Origin of the sequence: Psychrobacter sp. D2 (genome assembly GCF_013608135.1) — a bacterium.
In the GTDB taxonomy this organism is placed as follows: domain Bacteria; phylum Pseudomonadota; class Gammaproteobacteria; order Pseudomonadales; family Moraxellaceae; genus Psychrobacter; species Psychrobacter cryohalolentis.
This window is the reverse complement of the sequence record NZ_JACDXZ010000005.1, coordinates 16,321-36,416: the sequence shown is the minus strand read 5'-3', so window position 1 is coordinate 36,416 and position 20,096 is coordinate 16,321. Positions and strand designations below refer to the sequence as shown.

Annotated in this window: 18 protein-coding genes; 8 read left to right on the top strand and 10 right to left on the bottom strand. The window is 42.9% G+C overall.

What is annotated here, in order from left to right; genetic code table 11:
• Nucleotides 1–247 precede the first annotated feature (247 nt).
• Nucleotides 248–1,090, bottom strand: coding sequence for a glutathione-dependent disulfide-bond oxidoreductase (gene yghU / locus H0262_RS08055; protein WP_181210379.1), 843 nt, complete (start codon nucleotides 1,088–1,090; stop codon nucleotides 248–250).
• Between the two features lie 385 nt (nucleotides 1,091–1,475).
• Here yghU and H0262_RS08050 point away from each other — a divergent pair, with 385 nt between their 5' ends.
• Complete coding sequence (locus H0262_RS08050; protein WP_181210378.1) at nucleotides 1,476–2,852, top strand: DHA2 family efflux MFS transporter permease subunit; 1,377 nt, start codon at nucleotides 1,476–1,478, stop codon at nucleotides 2,850–2,852.
• 120 nt (nucleotides 2,853–2,972) lie between these two features.
• On the opposite strand, the gene bfr (H0262_RS08045) is transcribed toward H0262_RS08050, so the two are convergent.
• The 3 genes from bfr (H0262_RS08045) to H0262_RS08035 form a co-directional block, all read right to left on the bottom strand.
• The gene (bfr, locus tag H0262_RS08045) at nucleotides 2,973–3,446 is read right to left on the bottom strand and encodes a bacterioferritin (RefSeq protein WP_020443555.1); all 474 of its coding nucleotides are present in this window, start codon (nucleotides 3,444–3,446) and stop codon (nucleotides 2,973–2,975) included.
• A 62-nt stretch (nucleotides 3,447–3,508) separates the two neighbouring features.
• Nucleotides 3,509–3,997, bottom strand: coding sequence for a bacterioferritin (bfr, locus tag H0262_RS08040; protein WP_011513715.1), 489 nt, complete (start codon nucleotides 3,995–3,997; stop codon nucleotides 3,509–3,511).
• Between the two features lie 422 nt (nucleotides 3,998–4,419).
• A complete protein-coding gene (locus H0262_RS08035; protein WP_181210377.1) occupies nucleotides 4,420–4,611 on the bottom strand; it encodes a bacterioferritin-associated ferredoxin in 192 nt (63 codons plus the stop codon).
• Between the two features lie 288 nt (nucleotides 4,612–4,899).
• On the opposite strand from H0262_RS08035, the gene H0262_RS08030 reads away from it, so the two are divergent.
• Nucleotides 4,900–5,223, top strand: coding sequence for a helix-turn-helix transcriptional regulator (locus tag H0262_RS08030; RefSeq protein ID WP_011513717.1), 324 nt, complete (start codon nucleotides 4,900–4,902; stop codon nucleotides 5,221–5,223).
• A 115-nt stretch (nucleotides 5,224–5,338) separates the two neighbouring features.
• Here the strand turns inward: H0262_RS08030 and H0262_RS08025 are convergent, their stop codons facing one another.
• The 5 genes from H0262_RS08025 to H0262_RS08005 form a co-directional block, all read right to left on the bottom strand.
• On the bottom strand, nucleotides 5,339–6,061 hold the full coding sequence (locus tag H0262_RS08025) for a sulfate/molybdate ABC transporter ATP-binding protein (RefSeq protein WP_181210376.1): 723 nt from the start codon (nucleotides 6,059–6,061) through the stop codon (nucleotides 5,339–5,341).
• Between the two features lie 82 nt (nucleotides 6,062–6,143).
• A complete protein-coding gene (gene cysW / locus H0262_RS08020; RefSeq protein ID WP_011513719.1) occupies nucleotides 6,144–7,076 on the bottom strand; it encodes a sulfate ABC transporter permease subunit CysW in 933 nt (310 codons plus the stop codon).
• Nucleotides 7,076–7,960, bottom strand: a complete 885-nt coding sequence (gene cysT, locus H0262_RS08015) for a sulfate ABC transporter permease subunit CysT (protein WP_011513720.1) — start codon at nucleotides 7,958–7,960, stop codon at nucleotides 7,076–7,078. Before cysT ends, cysW begins: the two co-directional genes overlap by 1 nt.
• A 266-nt stretch (nucleotides 7,961–8,226) precedes the next feature.
• On the bottom strand, nucleotides 8,227–9,324 hold the full coding sequence (locus H0262_RS08010) for a sulfate ABC transporter substrate-binding protein (protein WP_011513721.1): 1,098 nt from the start codon (nucleotides 9,322–9,324) through the stop codon (nucleotides 8,227–8,229).
• 286 nt (nucleotides 9,325–9,610) lie between these two features.
• A complete protein-coding gene (locus H0262_RS08005) occupies nucleotides 9,611–10,780 on the bottom strand; it encodes a sulfate ABC transporter substrate-binding protein (RefSeq protein WP_041772259.1) in 1,170 nt (389 codons plus the stop codon).
• Nucleotides 10,781–11,363: 583 nt separating this feature from the next.
• Here H0262_RS08005 and H0262_RS08000 point away from each other — a divergent pair.
• A complete protein-coding gene (locus H0262_RS08000) occupies nucleotides 11,364–11,882 on the top strand; it encodes a hypothetical protein (RefSeq protein WP_181210375.1) in 519 nt (172 codons plus the stop codon).
• 96 nt (nucleotides 11,883–11,978) lie between these two features.
• Here the strand turns inward: H0262_RS08000 and sat are convergent, their stop codons facing one another.
• Entirely contained in the window at nucleotides 11,979–13,232 is a 1,254-nt protein-coding gene (gene sat / locus H0262_RS07995) for a sulfate adenylyltransferase (protein ID WP_181210374.1), read from the bottom strand.
• Between the two features lie 351 nt (nucleotides 13,233–13,583).
• Between sat and H0262_RS07990 the strand changes: the two genes are divergently transcribed.
• From H0262_RS07990 to H0262_RS07970, 5 genes are all read left to right on the top strand, one after another.
• Nucleotides 13,584–15,269, top strand: a complete 1,686-nt coding sequence (locus H0262_RS07990; protein ID WP_181210373.1) for a nitrite/sulfite reductase — start codon at nucleotides 13,584–13,586, stop codon at nucleotides 15,267–15,269.
• Nucleotides 15,262–15,858: a DUF934 domain-containing protein gene (locus H0262_RS07985; RefSeq protein ID WP_181210372.1), complete on the top strand. Its 597-nt coding sequence runs from the start codon at nucleotides 15,262–15,264 to the stop codon at nucleotides 15,856–15,858. The genes H0262_RS07990 and H0262_RS07985 overlap by 8 nt, the downstream gene beginning before the upstream one ends.
• Before the next feature lie 82 nt (nucleotides 15,859–15,940).
• Nucleotides 15,941–16,579: a phosphoadenosine phosphosulfate reductase family protein gene (locus H0262_RS07980; protein ID WP_149491658.1), complete on the top strand. Its 639-nt coding sequence runs from the start codon at nucleotides 15,941–15,943 to the stop codon at nucleotides 16,577–16,579.
• Between the two features lie 240 nt (nucleotides 16,580–16,819).
• A complete protein-coding gene (cysG, locus tag H0262_RS07975; RefSeq protein WP_181210371.1) occupies nucleotides 16,820–18,391 on the top strand; it encodes a siroheme synthase CysG in 1,572 nt (523 codons plus the stop codon).
• A 137-nt stretch (nucleotides 18,392–18,528) separates the two neighbouring features.
• Nucleotides 18,529–20,082 (top strand): exonuclease SbcCD subunit D C-terminal domain-containing protein, encoded by a 1,554-nt coding sequence (locus H0262_RS07970; protein WP_181210370.1) that lies wholly within the window; start codon nucleotides 18,529–18,531, stop codon nucleotides 20,080–20,082.
• Nucleotides 20,083–20,096 lie beyond the last annotated feature (14 nt).

Below are 20,096 nucleotides of genomic sequence, written 5' to 3'. Positions count from 1 at the left end.
ACGCATCCATGTTTCTATCTGTTGTACTAATGTACCATTATGTAATTAACAAAGTATAGCTCAAATGCTTATATCTATATATATATTTGGAATAATGAATATTTAAAACAGAAAAAGGTTAATAAGATAGGTGCTTATTAACCTTTTTGTTCGTCAACATACAGAATTATTTTATTTTTTACCTTTTATATCAAACATTTACGGATAGATAAATGAGCCACTTAGATGAATTATCGTGGCAATTGGTCTAAGCAATAGGCTCAAGGACTAAGTTCACCGCGCGTTTAACGGCTGGACGTTCAGCAATTTTTTTCGCCCAGCGCTGTAAATGTTGATACTCATCCACTTGTAAGAATTCTGCCGCCTCATAGAGCTTGCCAAGTGCCAATTGACCATACCATGCCCAAATAATCATATCGGCGATATTATAATCAGACTCCTCATCTCCGCCTATATATGTATTGTCTTTTAAGTGGCGGTCAAGGACGTCAAGCTGGCGTTTGACCTCCATGGTATAGCGATTGATAGGATACTCCATTGGCTCTGGGGCATAGGCGTAAAAATGCCCAAAACCGCCACCTAAGAAAGGCGCACTGCCCATCTGCCACATTAGCCAAGACAAGCATTCTACCCGTGCCTTACCTTGCTGCATCGGAATGAATTTGCCAAATTTCTCCGCTAAGTACATTAATATAGCGCCAGACTCGAAGATAGCTAACGGCTCGCCAGCCTCGCTAGGACTATGGTCGACCAAAGCCGGTATCTTCGAGTTTGGGTTAATAGCGACGAAGCCCGAGCCAAACTGATCGCCTTTTGAGATATCGATCAGATAAGCATTGTATGCGGCTTCCTTGATATCAAGCTCAGCAAGCTCTTCTAATAAGATATTTATCTTAACACCATTAGGCGTATTCAATGAATATAGCTGTAATGGCGCATCGCCTACTGGCAGTGCCTTATCTTGTCGTGCACCAGCGGTTGGACTGTTGATACTTGCAAATTTGCCGCCGTTTTCTTTATCTTGTGTCCAAATTTTGGGCGGTGTATAGCTCTCTATCTGATCGTTCGTAGAATTGTTATCCTGACTCATAATGTGACCTATTTTTTGTTGTATTGATTGTCATATTTTAGAAATGGTGGTTTCTACCATATACCTTCTACTATAACGGGGACTGATCATGCTATTAAAGTCCTGTCTTGTAATTTATATGGTAGAGATGTTTAAGTGAAGTAGTATTTAGGATATAAGATAATGACAGATATTTTAAAAATTTATTAAGCCATTTCTTTTAGCTAAACTATTTCTTGTAGATAGCAACTATTTAGATCAGTCCTTTTGAATGGTTACTATGCTGCTCTTTAACTACTCGGCAGTTATTTTTATACTACGCATAATATAATGGCTTTGTTGAAAATTTACTGTCGATTAAGGTGAGTTTCCACGAGCCACGGTTTTAAGATATGGTGAAAGCAAAATGGTAGCCCTGACTCCAACGCAAGATAAATACCTACCTTATGTACTGGCGGTAGCGTTATTTATGCAAATTTTAGACGCTACTATTCTAAACACGTCCCTACCACAGATGGCACAAGCGTTGGGCGAATCGCCACTACAAATGCAATGGGCAGTCATCAGCTATGCACTTACTTTGGCGATTTTTATTCCTATTAGCGGATTTTTAGCCGATAAATATGGCACACGCCGCGTGTTCTTGTCCGCCATTATCATATTCTGTATCGGCTCGCTATTATGTGCCGCTTCTCCGACCTTGGACTTTTTGATAGGCTCTCGTATCGTACAAGCTATCGGCGGCGCGATGATGACGCCGGTTGCACGCTTAATTTTGGTCAAGTCTTATCCGCGCAATAAGCTCTTAACGGTGATGAACTTTGCGGTAATCCCCGCTTTGGTTGCGCCATTGGTTGGACCGGTATTGGGTGGCTATATCGTACAGTACACCAGTTGGCACTGGATATTTTTAATCAACATACCCATGGGTGTTTTTGGTTTTATCATGGGCAAAAAACTGGTACCAGCGTTATTTGAGGATACCAAGCGTCTAGATTGGACAGGGTTTTTGTTGTTTGCCGCTGCCGCTTGTGGTTTTACCTTGGCGGTAGAATTTGGTGCACAAGTCGGGCGTGGAGTTTATGGTCTGCTACTTGGGCTGCTGGCAAGTGTATTGCTCGGTGCTTATATTTGGCACGCCAAATGTCGTACAGCTCCGCTATTTCCATTGAGTTTGTTTGATATCCGCACCTTTCGCATTGGTATCACGGGTAATTTATTTACCAGATTTGGCATTAGCGCTGTGCCATTTTTGCTGCCGTTGCTTTTGCAGGTGGTGTTCGAGTACTCTCCCTCGCAAGCTGGCTGGCTACTTGCCCCTATCGCCGTAGGTGCTATCGGCATCAAGCCTTGGGTGAGTAAGATTATCCAGCGTTATAGCTATCGCACGGTATTAGTGTACAACACGACTTTTATGGGTATCTTGATTATCATCTTGGCGCAGTTTAATGATGCGGCGCAGTGGATGTGGTTTATACCTATTTTAACTGTCATGGGCGCATGTAACTCTATGCAGTTCAGTGCGATGAACACCATTACTATTGGCGACCTGCATGGTACTCAAACCAGTAGCGGCAATAGCCTGATGGCTGTCAACCAACAACTCGCCATCAGCTTTGGTATTGCCTTTGGCGCTGCGTTGCTCACTCTGCTACGTGAGCGCCTACAAATGGATACATTGACCGCCTTTCAAACCACCTATTGGATATTGGGTGTCTTTACCATTCTCTCAGGATTGCATTTTTTACGCTTAAAACCCGAGGACGGTCGTGGTTTATATTAAAAGTGAGTATTGAAAGGTTGTATTTGAAATATAAAAATAGACCAAAAAAAGCCAGCCTATGCTTGGATTATGAGCAAAACATAGGCTGGCTTATTGTGACTCAATGAGAGTTGCTAATATCTAATCGTCATTCATCTGCGATTGGATATAGTTTTGAATACCGACATCTTTCATTAAGTCTTCTTGCGTCTCAAGCCAGTCTTGATACTCTTCATTACCGTCTTTTAGAGTAACCAATAGCTGACGTGATACATAATCTTGCTGCGTTTCACACAAAGTAATCGCATCGGTAATAATGCTAAACTTTTGCTTTTCTAAGCGCAAATTGCAGTCAATCATTTCAGGCACATCTTCAGCGATGAACATCTTGCCATAATCTTGCAAATTGGGTAAACCACCTAGCAATAAAATCCGTGCAATCAAATCATCAGACCATTTCATCTCTGCGATAGACTGTTTATAGAAATTTTCGTTTAATGATTCTAAGCCCCAATGGCGAGCAATACGTGCATGTAAAAAATACTGGTTGATGGCTATCAACGACTGACCCAGCACTTTATTCAGCGCGCGGATAATGTCTTTATCCCCATTCATATTCTCTCTCCCTATCTATTGGATATTTGATTTAACTATATAGCGATTATTATCCGTTACTATCAAACAAGATTTGAAGAGACTTCAGCCATCTGACTTTGCAAATAATTTGGCAGACCAATCATATCAATCAAGCGTAGCTGCTGCTCAAGCCAATGGGCATGATCCTCTTCCGTGTCTTTGAGCTGCACGACCAACATCTCGCGTGTGACATAGTCATGCGCTTCTTCACACATTGCGATACCGTCTTTAAGATGTTTTTGTACCTGATATTCTAAATTTAAATCGAGCTGTAGCATCTCAGGTACAGTAGTACCAATATTAATCGCGTCGACGCTCATTTTAGGCGTGCCGCCTAACATCAAAATACGACGAATAATTGCCTGTGCATGTAAGGTCTCATCTTCCATCTCATGGCTAATACGATCATACAATTTACCGTAATGCCATTCTGCATACATCTCAGAGTGGATAAAATACTGATCACGAGCTGCAAGCTCACCACCTAACAAAAAGTTTAAATAATCAATCACTTTAGGGTTGCCAATCATCACTTACACTCCTGTATGTATCATTGTTTGTTATATACATTCATAATTTTGCATATATATAAAGTGCCATTAGTAGACCAATCAGTAAAGATTAAAATCAACGAAGGCCCTTACATATTAAGAAGGATATAGTAGCATAGAGAGAGCTTAACGCTTGTAACGATATGAACTGAGAATCATAACCAACCACTATTTGTATTAGCGTATCAGCAACAGGTGCGATAGCAAACTCCCAATAGAAGTAGCTAGATCTAGTTTTGATGTGGAGTATCAGTGGAGTTATATGGACGCTTGCAACCTACTCTTTAGGTATAATGCTAAAATAGTAAATGCATAATAGTGAATATAATCCTGTTTTATCAAGGCTTATACACGATTAGGATGCACAAGCTAGAGCATAAAGCCTTATAATTATTTAGCGCTTAAACAGCATAAGCCAATACTTCGAGCTTAGCATGATGCTCCTCTAGATAATCATTTACCATAGGCTCACAGCAGCCGCAGCAGGTGGCGACATCTAACATGTCTTTTAAGCCATCTAACGTATCGATACCAGAAGCGATAGCAGCTTTTATTTGCTTTTCTTTGACATCATTACAGATACAGACGTACATAAATGGTTTCCTACTGTGATTGACTAACGTGTTATTCGCTATAATAACGATAATTATTAGCATTTACAATAGTGTTTGGTGACTTTTTCAGTCAAGTTAGTGACAGATTTATGGTTATGTTGATCTTAATCAATCCATGTAACTGAATATAGCAATCCATGTAAACCGACGGTATCAAAGGTAGCAAAATGGCGACGAACTGTAAATTTGCTCATTTTTTAATCGATTTTAAGGATAACTGCTGTTATATTGTCCTCCTATTAACTAAATATACATTGGAATTGACCCATGTCTAATAATAATTCTATGATACAACCACTTGAGTTGTTTAAAGTATTATCTGACCCTACGCGCTTGAAGATTTTCCAAATCCTATATAATAAAGAATCACGCTGCGTCGGTGAGTTAGTAGAGATACTTGATCAACCACAGCCAACGATATCGCGCCATCTCAACCACTTAAAAAAACTGGGCATCCTAAATTGTGTTCGTGATGGAACCTGGATGTGGTACGAGGTCGCAAATGACTTGCCAGAATGGTGTCAAGACATCTTGGACACTACCTATAAGCAGATATCAATCAAAGAAAGAGCCATGCTAAAACTAGCCTAATGCTAGTAGGCAGTGAAAGTTTTGCTTAGATAACTTTGGCTTATATTAGCCGCATAAAAAAGACCTCATTATGAGGTCTTTTTTATGCGCTATTGCTAAAACTCTTGATTGAACTTTAAACCAAGTCTAAGAAATCACTGACAAAGGCATTGGCTGGATGATGAATCAGCGCCTCTGAAGTGCCCACTTGCTCGACGCGACCATGGTTCATGACCACAATCTCATCAGATACCGCCCTTGCCTCTTCTTGGTCATGAGTCACCATGATGCTGGTGATACCAAGCTCATGATGTATGTCTTTTAGCCAAGTTCGCAGCTCTTTACGCACCTTGGCATCCAGCGCCCCAAATGGCTCATCTAATAGCAGTAGTTTTGGCTTAACTGCGAGTGCACGAGCCAGCGCAATACGCTGCCGCTGGCCGCCTGATAGCTGATGCGGGTAAGCGTTTGCCACTTGTGGCAGCTGTACCAAATCTAATAGCTCAGCCACGCGCTTATCAATATCCGCTTTACTGGGGCGCTCGTTTTTTGGTAGTAATGTCAGACCAAAGCCTACATTGTCAGCAACATTTTTATGTCGAAATAACGCATAGTGCTGAAACATAAAACCGATATGGCGCTTTTGTACCGGTGTATTGGTGACGTCTAGCTCATCAAATAATATCTGCCCAGAGTCTGCATACTCAAGACCGGCAATGATACGCAGCAAAGTGGTTTTACCGCAGCCTGAAGGACCTAATAAAGTCGTCAATTTGCCGGTAGGTACTGTGATATTGATATTATCTAAGGCAGTGAAGTTACCAAATTTTTTATTAACGTTACGAATCTCGATGCTCATAATGGTGTCTCTTATTATTTCTTTTATCGTAGCAGATAGTTTCAATAGTATGGCGTATAGCAATAGTGGCTTCTATGAACCGTTATGATTTGCCTGCCGATTCTGTAACAGTATCATTAGCACTGACTGGTAGTTCAGGCGCACTTATCAAACGTTCAGACTTGGCAAATTTGTGATCTTGTAGCTTGGTCATGATTTGCTGAATAAGTAACGTGACCAAAGCAAGCGCGGCAAGTAAGCTCGATAAGGCAAACGCGGCGGTAAAGTTATAGTCGTTATAGGCAATCTCAACCAGTAGCGGCATAGTGTTGGTTTCTCCGCGGATATGGCCTGAGACCACACTTACCGCACCAAACTCCCCCATCGCCCGTGCATTGGTCAAAATCAAACCATATAGCAGCGCCCATTTGATATTGGGCAGTGTCACATGCCAAAACGTTTGCCAACCCGTCGCGCCTAACGTTAATGCTGCCTGCTCTTCACTATCGCCCTGCGTTTGCATCAGCGGTATTAACTCACGCGCCACAAAAGGAAAGGTGACAAATAACGTTGCTAAAATAATACCGGGTACGGCATAAATTACCTGAAAACCCATGCTCTCAAGCCAGCCACCAATCGTAGAATTAAGTCCAAACAACAGAACAAACATCAAACCGGCTACAACGGGCGACACTGAGAATGGTAAATCAAGCAACGTCGTCACCAACTGCTTACCTTTGAAATGATAACGGGTCACTAGCCATGCAATGGCAATACCCATCACCATATTAATCGGTAAGACAATCGCAGCAGTAATCAAGGTTAGCCTAATCGCCTGCAAGGCTTCAGGATCAACGAGAGAGGCAATATATAATTCCCAGCCGCCCTTAAAAGCTTCATAAAACACAGCTAGCAGCGGCACTACCAACATAATAACCATGAATAAAACCGCAATGATAATAAAGGTGCGGCGTACCCATGGCGTATCTTTGGTTGCTGGGTTGCTTTGGTAGTCGTAGCTATTAGAGATTTGCATTAGCGAGCTCCTACACGGCGCGACAGCTTCCACTGTACGATATTAATGGTCAATAAAATCACAAAGGAGATAAGCAGCATGAATAATGCAACGGCTGACGCGCCTTGAACATCAAACTGCTCAAGCTTACTGATAATGATTAATGGCAAAATCTCAGACTGCATCGGAATATTACCTGCGATAAAAATAACCGAGCCATACTCGCCAGTCGCACGGGCAAACATCATGCCAGCACCCATCAATAATGCAGGCAACAGCTCTGGTAAAATCACCTTGCGAAATGTTGTCAAGCGATTGGCACCCAATACCGCAGACGCCTCTTCGAACTCAACCGATAACTCCGCAAGTACGGGCTGTACAGCACGAACAATAAAGGGGAAACTGACGACCACCAAAGCCAACCAAATACCTATCGGTGTAAAGGCCACTTGAATATCAAATTTGGCAAACCATTGCCCGATAAGGCCATTAGGTGCATACAAAGTCGCAAGAGAGATACCCGTAACCGCTGTCGGTAGTGCAAAGGGTAAATCTACTAAGGCGTTTATTAAGGATTTGCCCCAAAATTCATAGCGTACGAGCACCCATGCAACCAATGTGCCAAACACCATATTGGTTAGCATCGCCAAAAATGACATCCATAAGCTGAGTTTGATCGCTGCCGTGACTTGTGGTTGGCTAATAGTCTCCCAAAATCCCGTCCAGCCCATTTGGGTTGTGGTATAGGCCATCATGGCAAACGGCAGTACTACCAACAGTGACAAACTAAAGACAGTGATGCCCATACTTAACCCAAACCCTGGTAGCACATTGCGCTGACGCAAGCGTGTTAACCAGCCTTTTTTCGGCACGGGTTTGATGGTAGAAGGTGTTGTTGCACTCATAATAGTGTCCTATTGCCTAGCTGATGGTACTTATCGTAAGCACTCTATCGTATCGATATAAAGAAAAAAGCATGATAAAAAGAGATTATGAATATGCTCATGGTATAAAGGACATAGCGTTGTCGGCCATGTCCTTTATGAGATTGACATAATTTCATGATGTCGTGCGTTACTGATTAATAGTCAAATAATGCAGTCGCTGTACTCAAATAAATTCTTGAATAAGTAACGGCTTTTATCGTCGGTTACTCACAGTACTACCGTTGTTACTGAGGCGCATTAACCGCTAACTTATCAAACAAACCACCATCACTGAAATACGTGCTCATGATCTCATCCCAAGTGCCAAAAGCGTCATTCGGACGGAAGGTGTCGATAGGTGGCAATTTATCACTGTTTTTATCAAGAACACTCTTCACACTTGGGCGTAAGTATAAGTCAGCTGCTAATTGCTGGGCCGCATCGCTCCATAAGAAATCAAGATAAGCTTTGGCGGCATCTGTGGTGCCTTTTTTATCAGTGACGGTTTTTACGATAGCAACTGGGCTTTCAGATTTGATTGAGTATTTTGGATAAACAATATCGACTTGACCGACGCCAAAATCTTTTGCTGCAAGGTTGGCTTCGTTCTCAAACGTTACCAAGACATCGCCGATACCACGCTGTACAAATGTCGTAGTCGCCGCACGTCCGCCACTTTCATAGACTTTGACGTTTTTTAGCATGTCTTTGACGTATTTTTCCGCTTGTGCTTCATCTTTATTAAAAGCATGTAAGCCATAACCATAAGCACCTAAGAAGGCATAGCGACCGTTACCCGTCACTTTTGGGTTTGCCATGACAATCTCAACACCCTCTTTGGTCAAATCTGCCCAATCATTGATGCCCTTTGGATTGTCTTTGCGCACTAAGAAGACGATGGTGCTGGTAAAAGGTACGGCATTGTCTGGGAATTTGCTTTCCCAATCTGACTCAACCAAGCCTTTTTTCTCAAGCAGCTCAATATCAGAGCCTTGGTTCATAGTTGCGACATCGGCTTGTAGACCATTCGCGACCGACAGGGCTTGTTTACTCGAACCACCATGCGACTGCTTGATAAGAATATTGCTGTTTGGGTGCTCGCTTTTGTAATGATCAACAAATAATGGATTGTAGTCTTTATAAAAATCACGGGCGACATCGTAGGAGACGTTCAATATTTCGATGTCCTGCCCTTCTGTTGCTGCTGGCGTACCCTCTGCATTGGCAGCTGGCTCAGTTTTTTCGTTGTTGCTACAGCCTGCAATGCCTAAAGTGAGCGCCACACCGGCGATACTTAGGGCGCTAAGTGTCTTATTTTTATAACCTGCGGTATATGATGTCATGGCTGCCTCAAAAAATGTCTGATAAGTAATGTAAGTATGCTAACAGTGCTATCTTATTATGTTTAATGATGAATATGTGTATGTTATTGCCAAAATGGAATAAAGAAATGAGAAATATAAGATTATCAATAACTTAAATTTATCAGTAATGCATAGGTTAAATATTTTTAATGATCATTGGCTATCCGCTAATAATTCAGCCATTTAATTCAGCCTTTCATCTAAGCATGAATGTCTGAATCAAATGGCTTATAACTGAACAACTTGATTACCTTTTTGGTTACCTTTACTGCACGCTTGCCAGCTTATCAAAACGCCCGCCATCAACAAAAAACGTCTCCATAATCTGTGTCCAAGGACCAAAGACACTGACTGGCTCAAACGTCTCAATATCAAGCAAAGTACCTTTATGGGCGGCAAGTACTTGCTCATTACTAGGACGCATGTACATCTGTGCCATCAGTTCTTGCGCTGGCGTGTCCCATAAGCTTTTTAGATAGGTGTTTGCCGCTTCTGTTTTGCCCGCTTTGTCAGTCACCGCATTCACCACTGCAACAGGATTGGCAATCAACACTGAATAACTTGGATAGACGATATCGACTTGCCCTTTGGCAAATTGCTTGGCAGCCAAATGCGCCTCGTTTTCGGTCGTGATAAGCACGTCCCCTAGACCGCGTTGGGTAAAGCTGGTCGTTGCTGCACGTGCGCCATTGTCATAAGTGACGACGTTTGCCAAAAGTTGTTTGATAAAGGTATCTGTTTTGGTAGAGGTTTCGACCGTTTCTTTAAAATGATGCAGACCATAACCGTAGGCACCTAAAAAGGCATAACGCGCCGTACCACTGGTTTTCGGATTTGGTATTACTATAGCTACGTCACTACGTGCCAAATCTTGCCAGTCTTTAATACCCTTTGGATTGCCGCTGCGTACCAATAGAACCATGGTACTGGTATAAGGGACCGCGCCGTTTGGTAGCGCTTTCTGCCAGTCAGCAGCAACCAAGCCTTTTTCGACCAATAGATTCATATCGCTTTCTTGGTTAAAGGTCACCACATCCGCTTGTAGACCATTAGCAACCGACAGGGCTTGCTTACTCGAGCCACCATGTGACTGATTGATATGTACTTTGCTGTTGGGATGCTCTTTTTGGTAGCCTTTGGCAAATAAGGTATTATAGTCTTTATAAAAATCGCGTGAGACATCGTAAGAGACATTCAACAAATCAATATCTTGTGACGGCGCTGCTGATTTTTGGGCGCCGTTTTGGGTCTCACTTTGCTTAGATTCAGTAGGGCTACAGCCCGTCATGAATACCGCCATTGTCAGCACACCACCCATTATCAAGGTACGTGGTGCTTTATTTTGAATCACTTGATTATCAGTCATTGAGGTATGACGCAAAGGCTGATTCTTGGCTATATTGGTCGTTTGCATAGACGCTCTCGATAATGTCATGCTGCCACTTGTGGACCTTACTATTTTATTAATTCTATAAATAAGGATAACAAAGGCAGTGATGGTAAGAATTTTGGGAGATACATTGGTTTTTTTGTTGATGAGAGATATGCTAGCAGTATAGATAACAAACGCTTAGTGACGAATACGCTTATCGAGTGGTGAACTTGGCATAAGCACGATGATTAGTAGCGCTATTATGAGTTATTCTATAATGGATATTTTTAGGAGCTGCTTTTGGAATATAAAGATAAGCCGTCGCTTTTACGTAAGTTATCGTATTGCTTGCTCAGTAGACGAATATTTGTGTAAGCTGTATTCTCGCTGGCGCTGTATAGTCAGTCCTTAATAAAAGAAATACAAATATTATCAATCACTACTGGGATTAATTTTTCTTGCTTGCTGTGCCTACGCAGACAGAGGCTGCGAATAATGAACCCCAGTAGTTCCGTACTCTTTTAAAAGTGGATCAACTATAATCGCTGCAAATAAACGACTGCTACCTAAAACTGTTTAATTCAATCAAAAACATCCATTTTGCAAAGCAATTTTTATCACTTACTCACTTACCCAAGGCAACTTAATGATTACTTCTTTCTCTTGTTACTCGCGTTTTTTTGCCGCCCTCTCTTTGACGAGTGCAGCGCTGCTTGCTTTGAGTGGTTGTAATAACACTATAAAAGCCAATGTGGATACTCACAGCGTTACGCAACCTGCAGCGACACTCTCGCCTGCTGTAAAAGTCATCGTTGGTGACTATGCTTCTGAGGGTTATGCTAAGCGTACGCAAGGCGATGACTGGGTAGCCGTGATGGTAAAAGCAGACGGTGATAAGCAGATTGACATTAAGATACGTGCGCGCAGCGATGTCAAAAAACCGACCTGCTATTTTGATGGCAAAGCAACATTGATGGGTCAAGATGATGCACACGGCATTATTTTTCAGAGCAAGGTCAATGACAGTACGGCTTTTTTTCAATTTAAAGATGATAAATTGACTATTGATAGCCAAGATAAATACGCGCTTAACTACTTTTGCTCTGGCGGTGGCACATTGGTTGGTGACTATCAAAAGTTGGCAGGTGGTTTAGAGCTCAGCTAACCACGAGATGTTCAAAACGTTCAAATAACAAAAAAAGGGTCAGACTTATCATCTGACCCTTTTTTATTGTTAATAGTTCACATTTAATATAAATTTTTATACTGCAGAAGCCCCGACCAATTTAACCTCAGCACGCTCATCAAAAGCAATACCAGCATAATAATCACGCAAAATCTGCAACACTTCTGGACGGCTAAAGTTCTCTGGTACATCAAGGTCTTCTGAGAGCGCTTTACGTAGCTTTGTTCCAGATACTTTGACATGCTCAGAAGCGTCATGCGGGCAAGTTTTGTCTGACGCCATCGCATTACAAGCGTTACACCAGAACGTCCATCCAATTTTCAATGGTTGAGTAATGAGGTCGTCTTTACCCACGTGATCAAAGATGGTCTGCGCATCAAAAGCACCATAATAATCACCAACACCTGCATGATCACGGCCCACAATCAGATGGCTACAGCCATAGTTTTGACGAAATAGCGCATGTAACAACGCTTCACGTGGGCCTGCATAGCGCATGTCTAGCGGATAACCGGCTTGGATCACAGTGTCTTGTCTAAAGTAATTATCAATCAAAGTTTTGATCGCTTCTTGACGGATGTCTGCTGGGATATCACCGGGCTTCAATGCGCCTAATAATGAGTGAATCAATACGCCGTCACAAATCTCGATGGCAATCTTGGCAAGATATTCGTGCGAGCGGTGCATTGGGTTACGCGTTTGGAATGCCGCAACTGTTTTCCAGCCTTTAGCGTCCAATATTTCACGCGTTTCAGCAGGCGTTTTATAAATCTCTGGATATAGTGTTGGGAACTCGCCTTCGCTCAATACTTCTACGCTACCGGCGATATTGACGTCATCTTGACTCAATACTTGCTGTACGCCTGGATGCTCGCTATCAGTCGTCGTAAAGACTTGCTGGCACTCATGCGCTTTATCGATGGTATAGGTTTCTTCTACCGTTAAGATACCCATGATTTCGCCATCTTGAGCGACCAATGCAACTTTGTCACCTTGATTTAAACTATCGGCAGTGGCTTTAGGTGCTGACAAGGTAATAGGAATCGGCCAAAACAAGCCTGCGTTGTCGCCACTTTGCAAGCGCATGTTGTCAACGACACCTTGCCAATCCGCTTGATTCATAAAGCCGTTCAGTGGTGTAAAGCCACCAATACCGAACATAATTAAATCGCCGCGCTCACGAGAGCTTAAGGTAATGGTCGGTAATGTGCTGGCAAGTGTCAGCGCTTCGCTGCGAGCGTCACCGTTTAGTAATAGTGGTTTGAGTACATCGCTGCCATGTGGAGGAACGAGTTGTGATGGCTTTTGATTAGCAATAGTAGATGTCATAGTAATTTTAAAACCTCAATGTATAGAAAAAAGAGTTGAATAACAGCAAGTGAATGGCTTAAAAGGTAACTTTATGAATAAGATGCTAACGATCGTCAGTTAAAGTCGTGCATTACCAGATATTAAATTTTAGGGGTTAAATTTGATAAGCATAGGCTACCTAACTTTCGTTATGAAAATTTATGCTGTGTTTGGATATGTATATGTCTTAAAGGAATTTATGTTTTGAAGTACAAGCTTATATGATGTAAAGCTGAACGGTACACATTGCGATCGACAACAAAATATATTACACACGCAAATCATTTTCGTCGCTGCTTTTAAGACTAAAAACAAAATTGAGATTACGTCATGTATCAATATAACTACGCTGACCAAACCTTGGTAGAAGAACGAGTCGCTCAGTTTCGCGACCAAACCGAACGGTTTTTGGCGGGTGAACTGCCAGAAGAGCAATTTTTGCCGCTGCGGTTGCAAAACGGCCTTTATATTCAGCGTTATGCGCCGATGTTACGTATTGCGATTCCTTACGGTCTACTAGCCAGCTATCAACTGCGTAAATTGGCAGAGATTACCCGTAAATACGATAAGGGTTACGGGCACTTTACTACCCGTACCAATATCCAGTTGAATTGGCCAAAACTTGAAGACGTGCCAGACATATTGGCGGAGCTGGCATCAGTACAGATGCATGCCATTCAAACGTCGGGCAACTGTATTCGCAATACGACTACCGATCCTTATGCGGGTATTCATCAAGAAGAGATTGCGGATCCACGTCCTTATTGCGAAATTATCCGTCAGTGGTCTACCTTTCATCCTGAATTTGCTTTTTTACCGCGTAAATTTAAGATTGCTGTCGTTGGTACTGCCAATGACCGCGCGGCGACGCAAGTACATGATGTGGGATTGCATGTAAAAACCAATGATGCAGGCGAGATTGGTTTTGAAGTATTGGTGGGTGGCGGTCTTGGCCGTACACCAGTGATTGGTAAGGTGATTAACGAATTCTTGCCACGTCAGCATCTGCTTAGCTATCTAGACGCTATTTTGCGCGTTTATAACCTGCATGGTCGCCGCGATAATAAATACAAAGCGCGTATCAAAATATTGGTCGAGAGCATGGGCGGTCCTGCCTTTGCGAAATTGGTCGATGCTGAGTGGGAAGCTCATACCAAAGATGGTCCACTAACGCTGACCGATGCCAATTTTGACACTGCTATTGGCTTCTTTAGTGAGCCTGATTATGTTGGTTTTGATGCCTTACAAGTACAGTCTGACTTGCAACAGCAACTCAATGCGAATAAAGATTTTGCTGATTGGTATAACCAAAATACAGTCGCGCATAAAATAGCAGGCTATCGCGCTGTCGTCATTTCGCTAAAGGCAGGCTTGGTCGACGGAACCTACGTACCATCTGGTGATGTCAGCGAATCACAAATGGATGCTCTCGCGGATCTGTCAGACAAATATAGCTTTGGTGAATTGCGCGGTACTTATCAGCAAAATCTCGTATTCTCTGATGTGCAAACCAATCAACTATATGAGCTATGGGAACAGTTGGCGGATCTGCATTTAGCACGTGCCAATATAAACACGCTAACCGATATGATTGTTTGCCCAGGTTGGGACTACTGCTCACTCGCCAATGCCACGACTCATAATATCGCTGAACAAATCGAAAAGCAGTTCGATGACCTTGACTATCTTTATGACTTGGGTGAGATTCGCCTCAATATGTCTGGCTGCATGAATGCTTGTGCGCATCATCATACGGGTGATATCGGTATTCTTGGTGTCGATAAAAAGGGTGAGCATTGGTATCAAATCAGCCTTGGCGGTAACTCTAGTAACGATGCCAAAGTCGGTAAAATATTGGGTAAAGCAGTACCAGCCGAAGATGTGGCGATTACCCTACAAAAAATACTGGACGTCTATTTAGAGCAGCGCGTGGGCAATGAGAACGATGTAGAAGCTTTTAGTGACTTGGTCAATCGCGTTGGCGTGGCACCTTTTAAGGAGAAGGTCTATGGGTAATCATCATGTGTTAAACAGCAAAGGTATTGATATCGGTCAAAGTGATACGTGGTTGGCGCTTAATACCGATGAGCTACCAGATGGCATTGCTCTTAGCCATATATCGCTGCTTGAGCTATTACATAAACAAGAAAAATTCGATATCGTATTGCCGCTCACTGACTTATTGAATGCTGAAGGCAAGCTTGCTGGCGGGCTATTACAGCAGCTGAACGAGCTATTGACCGAACATGCCAGCCGTGTTGGCGTTTGGGTTACGTCAAATAATGACACTGATACATTGGTTGGTTTGTCAGAGTTTTTATTACAACAAGATTTGATTGTGATCCATGTACCAGCATTTACCGACGGACGTGGTTTTAGTTATGCGCAAACCCTGCGTCAAATAGGCTACGAGGGTGAGATTCGTATGGCTGGCAAGTTTGGCCGTGACCAAATTGCTTACCTTTTACGCGCGGGCGCAGATAGCTTTGTGCTCAGTGAGCATGATATGAAATCTATCTCTGATATCAGTCAAGCATTTAATGCGCTTGCCAGCAGCTACGATGGACGCGATGCTAGCGCATTACCGATGTTTGCAGGCACTTAGTTTTAGAATAAATCATAAGCACTTATATTAGTTACTTTTCACTCAAATCATTTTTACATGAGCTTTCATCAAGGAATCTACCATGAGCCAATTACACCCAAATCTAGATATCGATCAAGCCAACCAAGACTTGCAAGGTCAAACGCCAGAACAAATCGTAGAATGGGCATTAAGCCAAGCGAAAAATCCAATCATTACCACTAACTTCCGTCCTTACGAGTCAGCGATTTTGCATTTGGTCGCATCGCTGCGCCCTGACATCACCGTATTGTGGGTAGATTCTGGCTATAATACTGACGCCACTTACCAGTTTGCCAATAAAGTCATTCGTGATTTAAATTTAAACGTGATCACCTATATTCCTAAGCAAACTGCTGCCCATCGTGACGTGACGATGGAAGGCATCCCTGGTATTGATAACCCACTACATGATGAGTTCACCGATCAAGTGAAGCTTGAGCCATTCCGCCGCGCTTTAGATGAGCTAAAGCCTGATGTTTGGTTCAATGCTATTCGTAAAGATCAAACCGAATTCCGTCAAGGTCTTGATGTGCTTAGCCTATCTAAAGACGGTGTGTTAAAAGTCGCACCGTTATTTGATAAGACAGATAGCGATTTGGATGTTTATCTTGAAGAACATAACCTACCGAATGAGTTCGATTACTTCGATCCGACTAAAGTAGAAGAGCACCGCGAATGTGGCTTGCATACGCAGTTGTAATTGCTAAATACAGAATTGTGATTTAATAAATACAATGCATAAAAATCCCGCTTAACCGGTTTATACCGAGTTAAGCGGGATTTTTTTAGTATCATAATTTTATACTGCTATTCCCTTTCTCAACAAAAACTACTTTTAATATCTCAAAAACGAATATACTAATGCCAATACATTACGTGAGCCTGCGCAACTGATAACTCATAATAGCAGTATATATTCAATTGAATGACTGGTCATACTATGAATACCTTTCCCCTATTTTTTAAATTAGAAGATCGTAAAGTACTGATTGTTGGCGGCGGTGATGTGGCATTACGCAAAGCTGATTTGCTGAGCCGTGCTGGCGCGTGTATCACTGTCCTTGCGCCAAGCATTAGCCATGAGATACAAGCCTTGCTCAGTGATAGTAAGCACGCGCTGATTTATGAGAATTATAATAAAACCTATATGACAGACTCGCGCGTTATTATCGCGGCGACTGATGATGAGATGCTCAATCACCAAATCCATGCTGATGCCACTGAACTCAACATTCCGGTAAACGTCGTCGATACGCCGCATTTATGCGATTTTATCTTCCCAGCTATCGTTGATCGTAATCCCATCGTGATTGGTATCTCGTCCAACGGTAAGGCACCGGTACTCGCACGTTTATTGCGCGCACGCCTTGAGACCTTGATTCCGCAAGGCTATGGTAAACTTGCCAAGCTGGCTGGCGAGTTTCGTGGTGACGTTAAAGCCAAAATTCCAACATTGACTGGGCGTCGGCAGTTTTGGGAGCGAGTATTTGAAGGTAAAGTCAGTCAATTGATGTTTTCCGGTAATGAAAACGAAGCCATTGCCCAATTGCAAACTGATCTGGATAACACAGCGGCAAATATCACTGCAAAAAATGCTACAGATGAATCAACAGAAGCCCAAAATACGATGGGCGAAGTCTATATCGTTGGTGCCGGTCCCGGTGACCCAGAGCTTTTAACCTTTAAAGCACTACGCTTGATGCAGCAAGCGGATATTGTCTATTATGATGCGCTGGTGTCACCGCAAATATTGGATTTGTGCCGCCGCGATGCCGATAAAGTATTTGTGGGCAAGAAACGCAGTAATCATGCCGTTGCACAATTGGGCATCAATGAGCTACTGGTCAATAGCGCAAAAGAAGGTCGGCGTGTGGTGCGTCTAAAAGGCGGTGACCCCTTTATCTTTGGGCGTGGCGGTGAAGAGATTGAAAGTCTGCGCTCTCACAATGTCCCTTATCAAGTAGTGCCAGGCATTACCGCTGCCAATGCCGCTGCTAGCTATGCTGGTATTCCGCTAACCCACCGTGACCATTCGCAGTCAGTACGTTTTGTGACAGGGTTTTTAAAGGCAGGCTCGCCTAATAATAACTTTAAAAGCTTTTTGAATACTGATGAAACAGTCGTATTCTATATGGGTCTGCATTCGCTACCGCGCTTGACGGAAGGTTTGATTGATGCCGGGCGTAGTGCAGAGACCCCGATTGCCATCGTCTCTAACGCCAGTATACCCAATCAGCAAGTATTAACGGGTACACTTGCCAGCATCGTTGAATTACAAGCACAACATCAACTACCTACGCCTGCTCTACTCATCATGGGTGATGTCGTAAGCTTACATCATGATTTGGCTTGGTATAATAATGAAAAGACCTCGGAAAACGATAATAACTGGTTACGCGGCGGCACTGCTACGACGCCAAAACCAAATACTAGCCAACAAGCGCATGCGCTATCTATGATTGCTAATTTGGCAACAGAAGATGGTGGTCTTGAGCAGTTAGTGATTGATTAGAAAGCGCCCTAAAAGCCCCTTTTGATTTAAAGCCCTGCCAATCTAGTGGTAGGGCTTTTTTCTGATTGCAACAGAGCAAACTTCTCCAATCCTTGCTAGAATAATGGCTGTCTTTTTATTCACCACTAAGCCTCATTATGCCTGTATCTGCTGTTACGCCTCTTACTATCCTGCACACTTCTGACTGGCATTTGGGACGCAGGCTTTATGGACGTCTGCGCTATGATGAATTTGCCGCCTTTTTAAATTGGCTACAAAACACTATTAGTGCGCAGCAAGTGGATGTACTTATTGTCGCTGGTGATATCTTTGATACCATGACCCCGAGTAATAAAGCCCAAGCGCTGTATTATGAGTTTTTAGGCAAGGTTTCAAAGTCATGCTGTCAGCATGTCGTCATCGTCGCTGGCAACCATGACTCGCCAACATTTCTAGATGCCCCAAGCAATGTCCTTAAGTTTTTAAACGTCCATGTTGTTGGTACGGCTTGTGATGACTTAAATGATGAGGTGATGGTGTTAGATGATGCAGCCGGTACACCGCATTGCATTATCGCCGCTGTCCCTTATCTGCGTGATCGTGATGTGCGTAGCAGTCAGGCTGGCGAGTCAGCTCAAAGCAAAGACGCCAATGTCATCGCTGGTATCTGCGCGCACTATGATGAAGTCGCAGAGATTGCCAACGCCAAACAAGCTGAATTATTAAAATCGCATAAGCGCCATATTCCTATTATTGCCACAGGGCATCTGTTTGCTGCCGGCGGCACCACTACTGATGATGATGGTGTTCGTGAGCTATATGTTGGCTCGCTTGGTAAAGTCTCCGCTGATATGTTCAGTGAAAGCTTTGATTACGTGGCGCTTGGGCATTTACATGTGCCGCAGCGCGTCGGTGGGCGTGAAACCATTCGATATTCAGGATCACCCATTGCAATGGGCTTTGGTGAGGCGCGCCAGCAAAAGCAAGTATTGCTCATACAGTTTGGCACAGCGTTAAACAATATAGACTTAACAGCAGAAAATTTGTCTGAGGGTGTTTCTCAGCAGCCTTCCAATATCACTGTAGATATTGACAAAAACGTAGGAAAAACTGCTAAAAAAGCAGTCAATCAGGCGGCAAGTTTTATGGATGACCTATTTGCTGATGTCGAGTCTATAGAAAGTGATCAGCATAGTGAAACGGGTATTGAAGAAATATCTAAACAAGCAGAGGTTGTTCTAAGCACTCCTTTCGCTTTACCCGCCACGCCACTGCATCATGATACTTCACGTCAGATGCAAGTTACCTCACTCCCTATTCCAAAGTTCCAAAACTTGGCGCAAGTATCAGGTGATTTGGAGACTATTAATCAAAAAGTTGATAAGGTTATTGAAGCTCTGTCTGATACAGAATCGGTCTGGTTAGAGATTATCTACACTGGTGATGAGGTGATTAGCGAATTGCGTGAAAGTATTCAATTGATGGTAGAAGGCTTGCCGTGTGAGGTGTTAAAAATAAAAAATACGCGCACTTATAACAAAGTACTTAATCAGCAACAAATCTCTGAGACGCTACAAGACTTAAATGAACAAGAAGTATTTGAGCGTTGTCTAGCCACTCATAACATCCCCGATGAGCAAAGATTGACCTTGCGAGAGGCTTATGGTCAGATCGTTTATGACCTGCATCATACAGATACTCAAGCTGAATAATAGCTAAAACTCAT

What these genes read in the sequence shown, in the direction of transcription:
- yghU (WP_181210379.1), bottom strand. Translation starts at nt 1,090, where the DNA reads ATGAGTCAGGATAACAATTCTACGAACGATCAGATAGAGAGCTATACA.
- H0262_RS08050 (WP_181210378.1), top strand. Translation starts at nt 1,476, where the DNA reads ATGGTAGCCCTGACTCCAACGCAAGATAAATACCTACCTTATGTACTG.
- bfr (WP_020443555.1), bottom strand. Translation starts at nt 3,446, where the DNA reads ATGAATGGGGATAAAGACATTATCCGCGCGCTGAATAAAGTGCTGGGT.
- bfr (WP_011513715.1), bottom strand. Translation starts at nt 3,997, where the DNA reads ATGATTGGCAACCCTAAAGTGATTGATTATTTAAACTTTTTGTTAGGT.
- H0262_RS08035 (WP_181210377.1), bottom strand. Translation starts at nt 4,611, where the DNA reads ATGTACGTCTGTATCTGTAATGATGTCAAAGAAAAGCAAATAAAAGCT.
- H0262_RS08030 (WP_011513717.1), top strand. Translation starts at nt 4,900, where the DNA reads ATGTCTAATAATAATTCTATGATACAACCACTTGAGTTGTTTAAAGTA.
- H0262_RS08025 (WP_181210376.1), bottom strand. Translation starts at nt 6,061, where the DNA reads ATGAGCATCGAGATTCGTAACGTTAATAAAAAATTTGGTAACTTCACT.
- cysW (WP_011513719.1), bottom strand. Translation starts at nt 7,076, where the DNA reads ATGCAAATCTCTAATAGCTACGACTACCAAAGCAACCCAGCAACCAAA.
- cysT (WP_011513720.1), bottom strand. Translation starts at nt 7,960, where the DNA reads ATGAGTGCAACAACACCTTCTACCATCAAACCCGTGCCGAAAAAAGGC.
- H0262_RS08010 (WP_011513721.1), bottom strand. Translation starts at nt 9,324, where the DNA reads ATGACATCATATACCGCAGGTTATAAAAATAAGACACTTAGCGCCCTA.
- H0262_RS08005 (WP_041772259.1), bottom strand. Translation starts at nt 10,780, where the DNA reads ATGACATTATCGAGAGCGTCTATGCAAACGACCAATATAGCCAAGAAT.
- H0262_RS08000 (WP_181210375.1), top strand. Translation starts at nt 11,364, where the DNA reads ATGATTACTTCTTTCTCTTGTTACTCGCGTTTTTTTGCCGCCCTCTCT.
- sat (WP_181210374.1), bottom strand. Translation starts at nt 13,232, where the DNA reads ATGACATCTACTATTGCTAATCAAAAGCCATCACAACTCGTTCCTCCA.
- H0262_RS07990 (WP_181210373.1), top strand. Translation starts at nt 13,584, where the DNA reads ATGTATCAATATAACTACGCTGACCAAACCTTGGTAGAAGAACGAGTC.
- H0262_RS07985 (WP_181210372.1), top strand. Translation starts at nt 15,262, where the DNA reads ATGGGTAATCATCATGTGTTAAACAGCAAAGGTATTGATATCGGTCAA.
- H0262_RS07980 (WP_149491658.1), top strand. Translation starts at nt 15,941, where the DNA reads ATGAGCCAATTACACCCAAATCTAGATATCGATCAAGCCAACCAAGAC.
- cysG (WP_181210371.1), top strand. Translation starts at nt 16,820, where the DNA reads ATGAATACCTTTCCCCTATTTTTTAAATTAGAAGATCGTAAAGTACTG.
- H0262_RS07970 (WP_181210370.1), top strand. Translation starts at nt 18,529, where the DNA reads ATGCCTGTATCTGCTGTTACGCCTCTTACTATCCTGCACACTTCTGAC.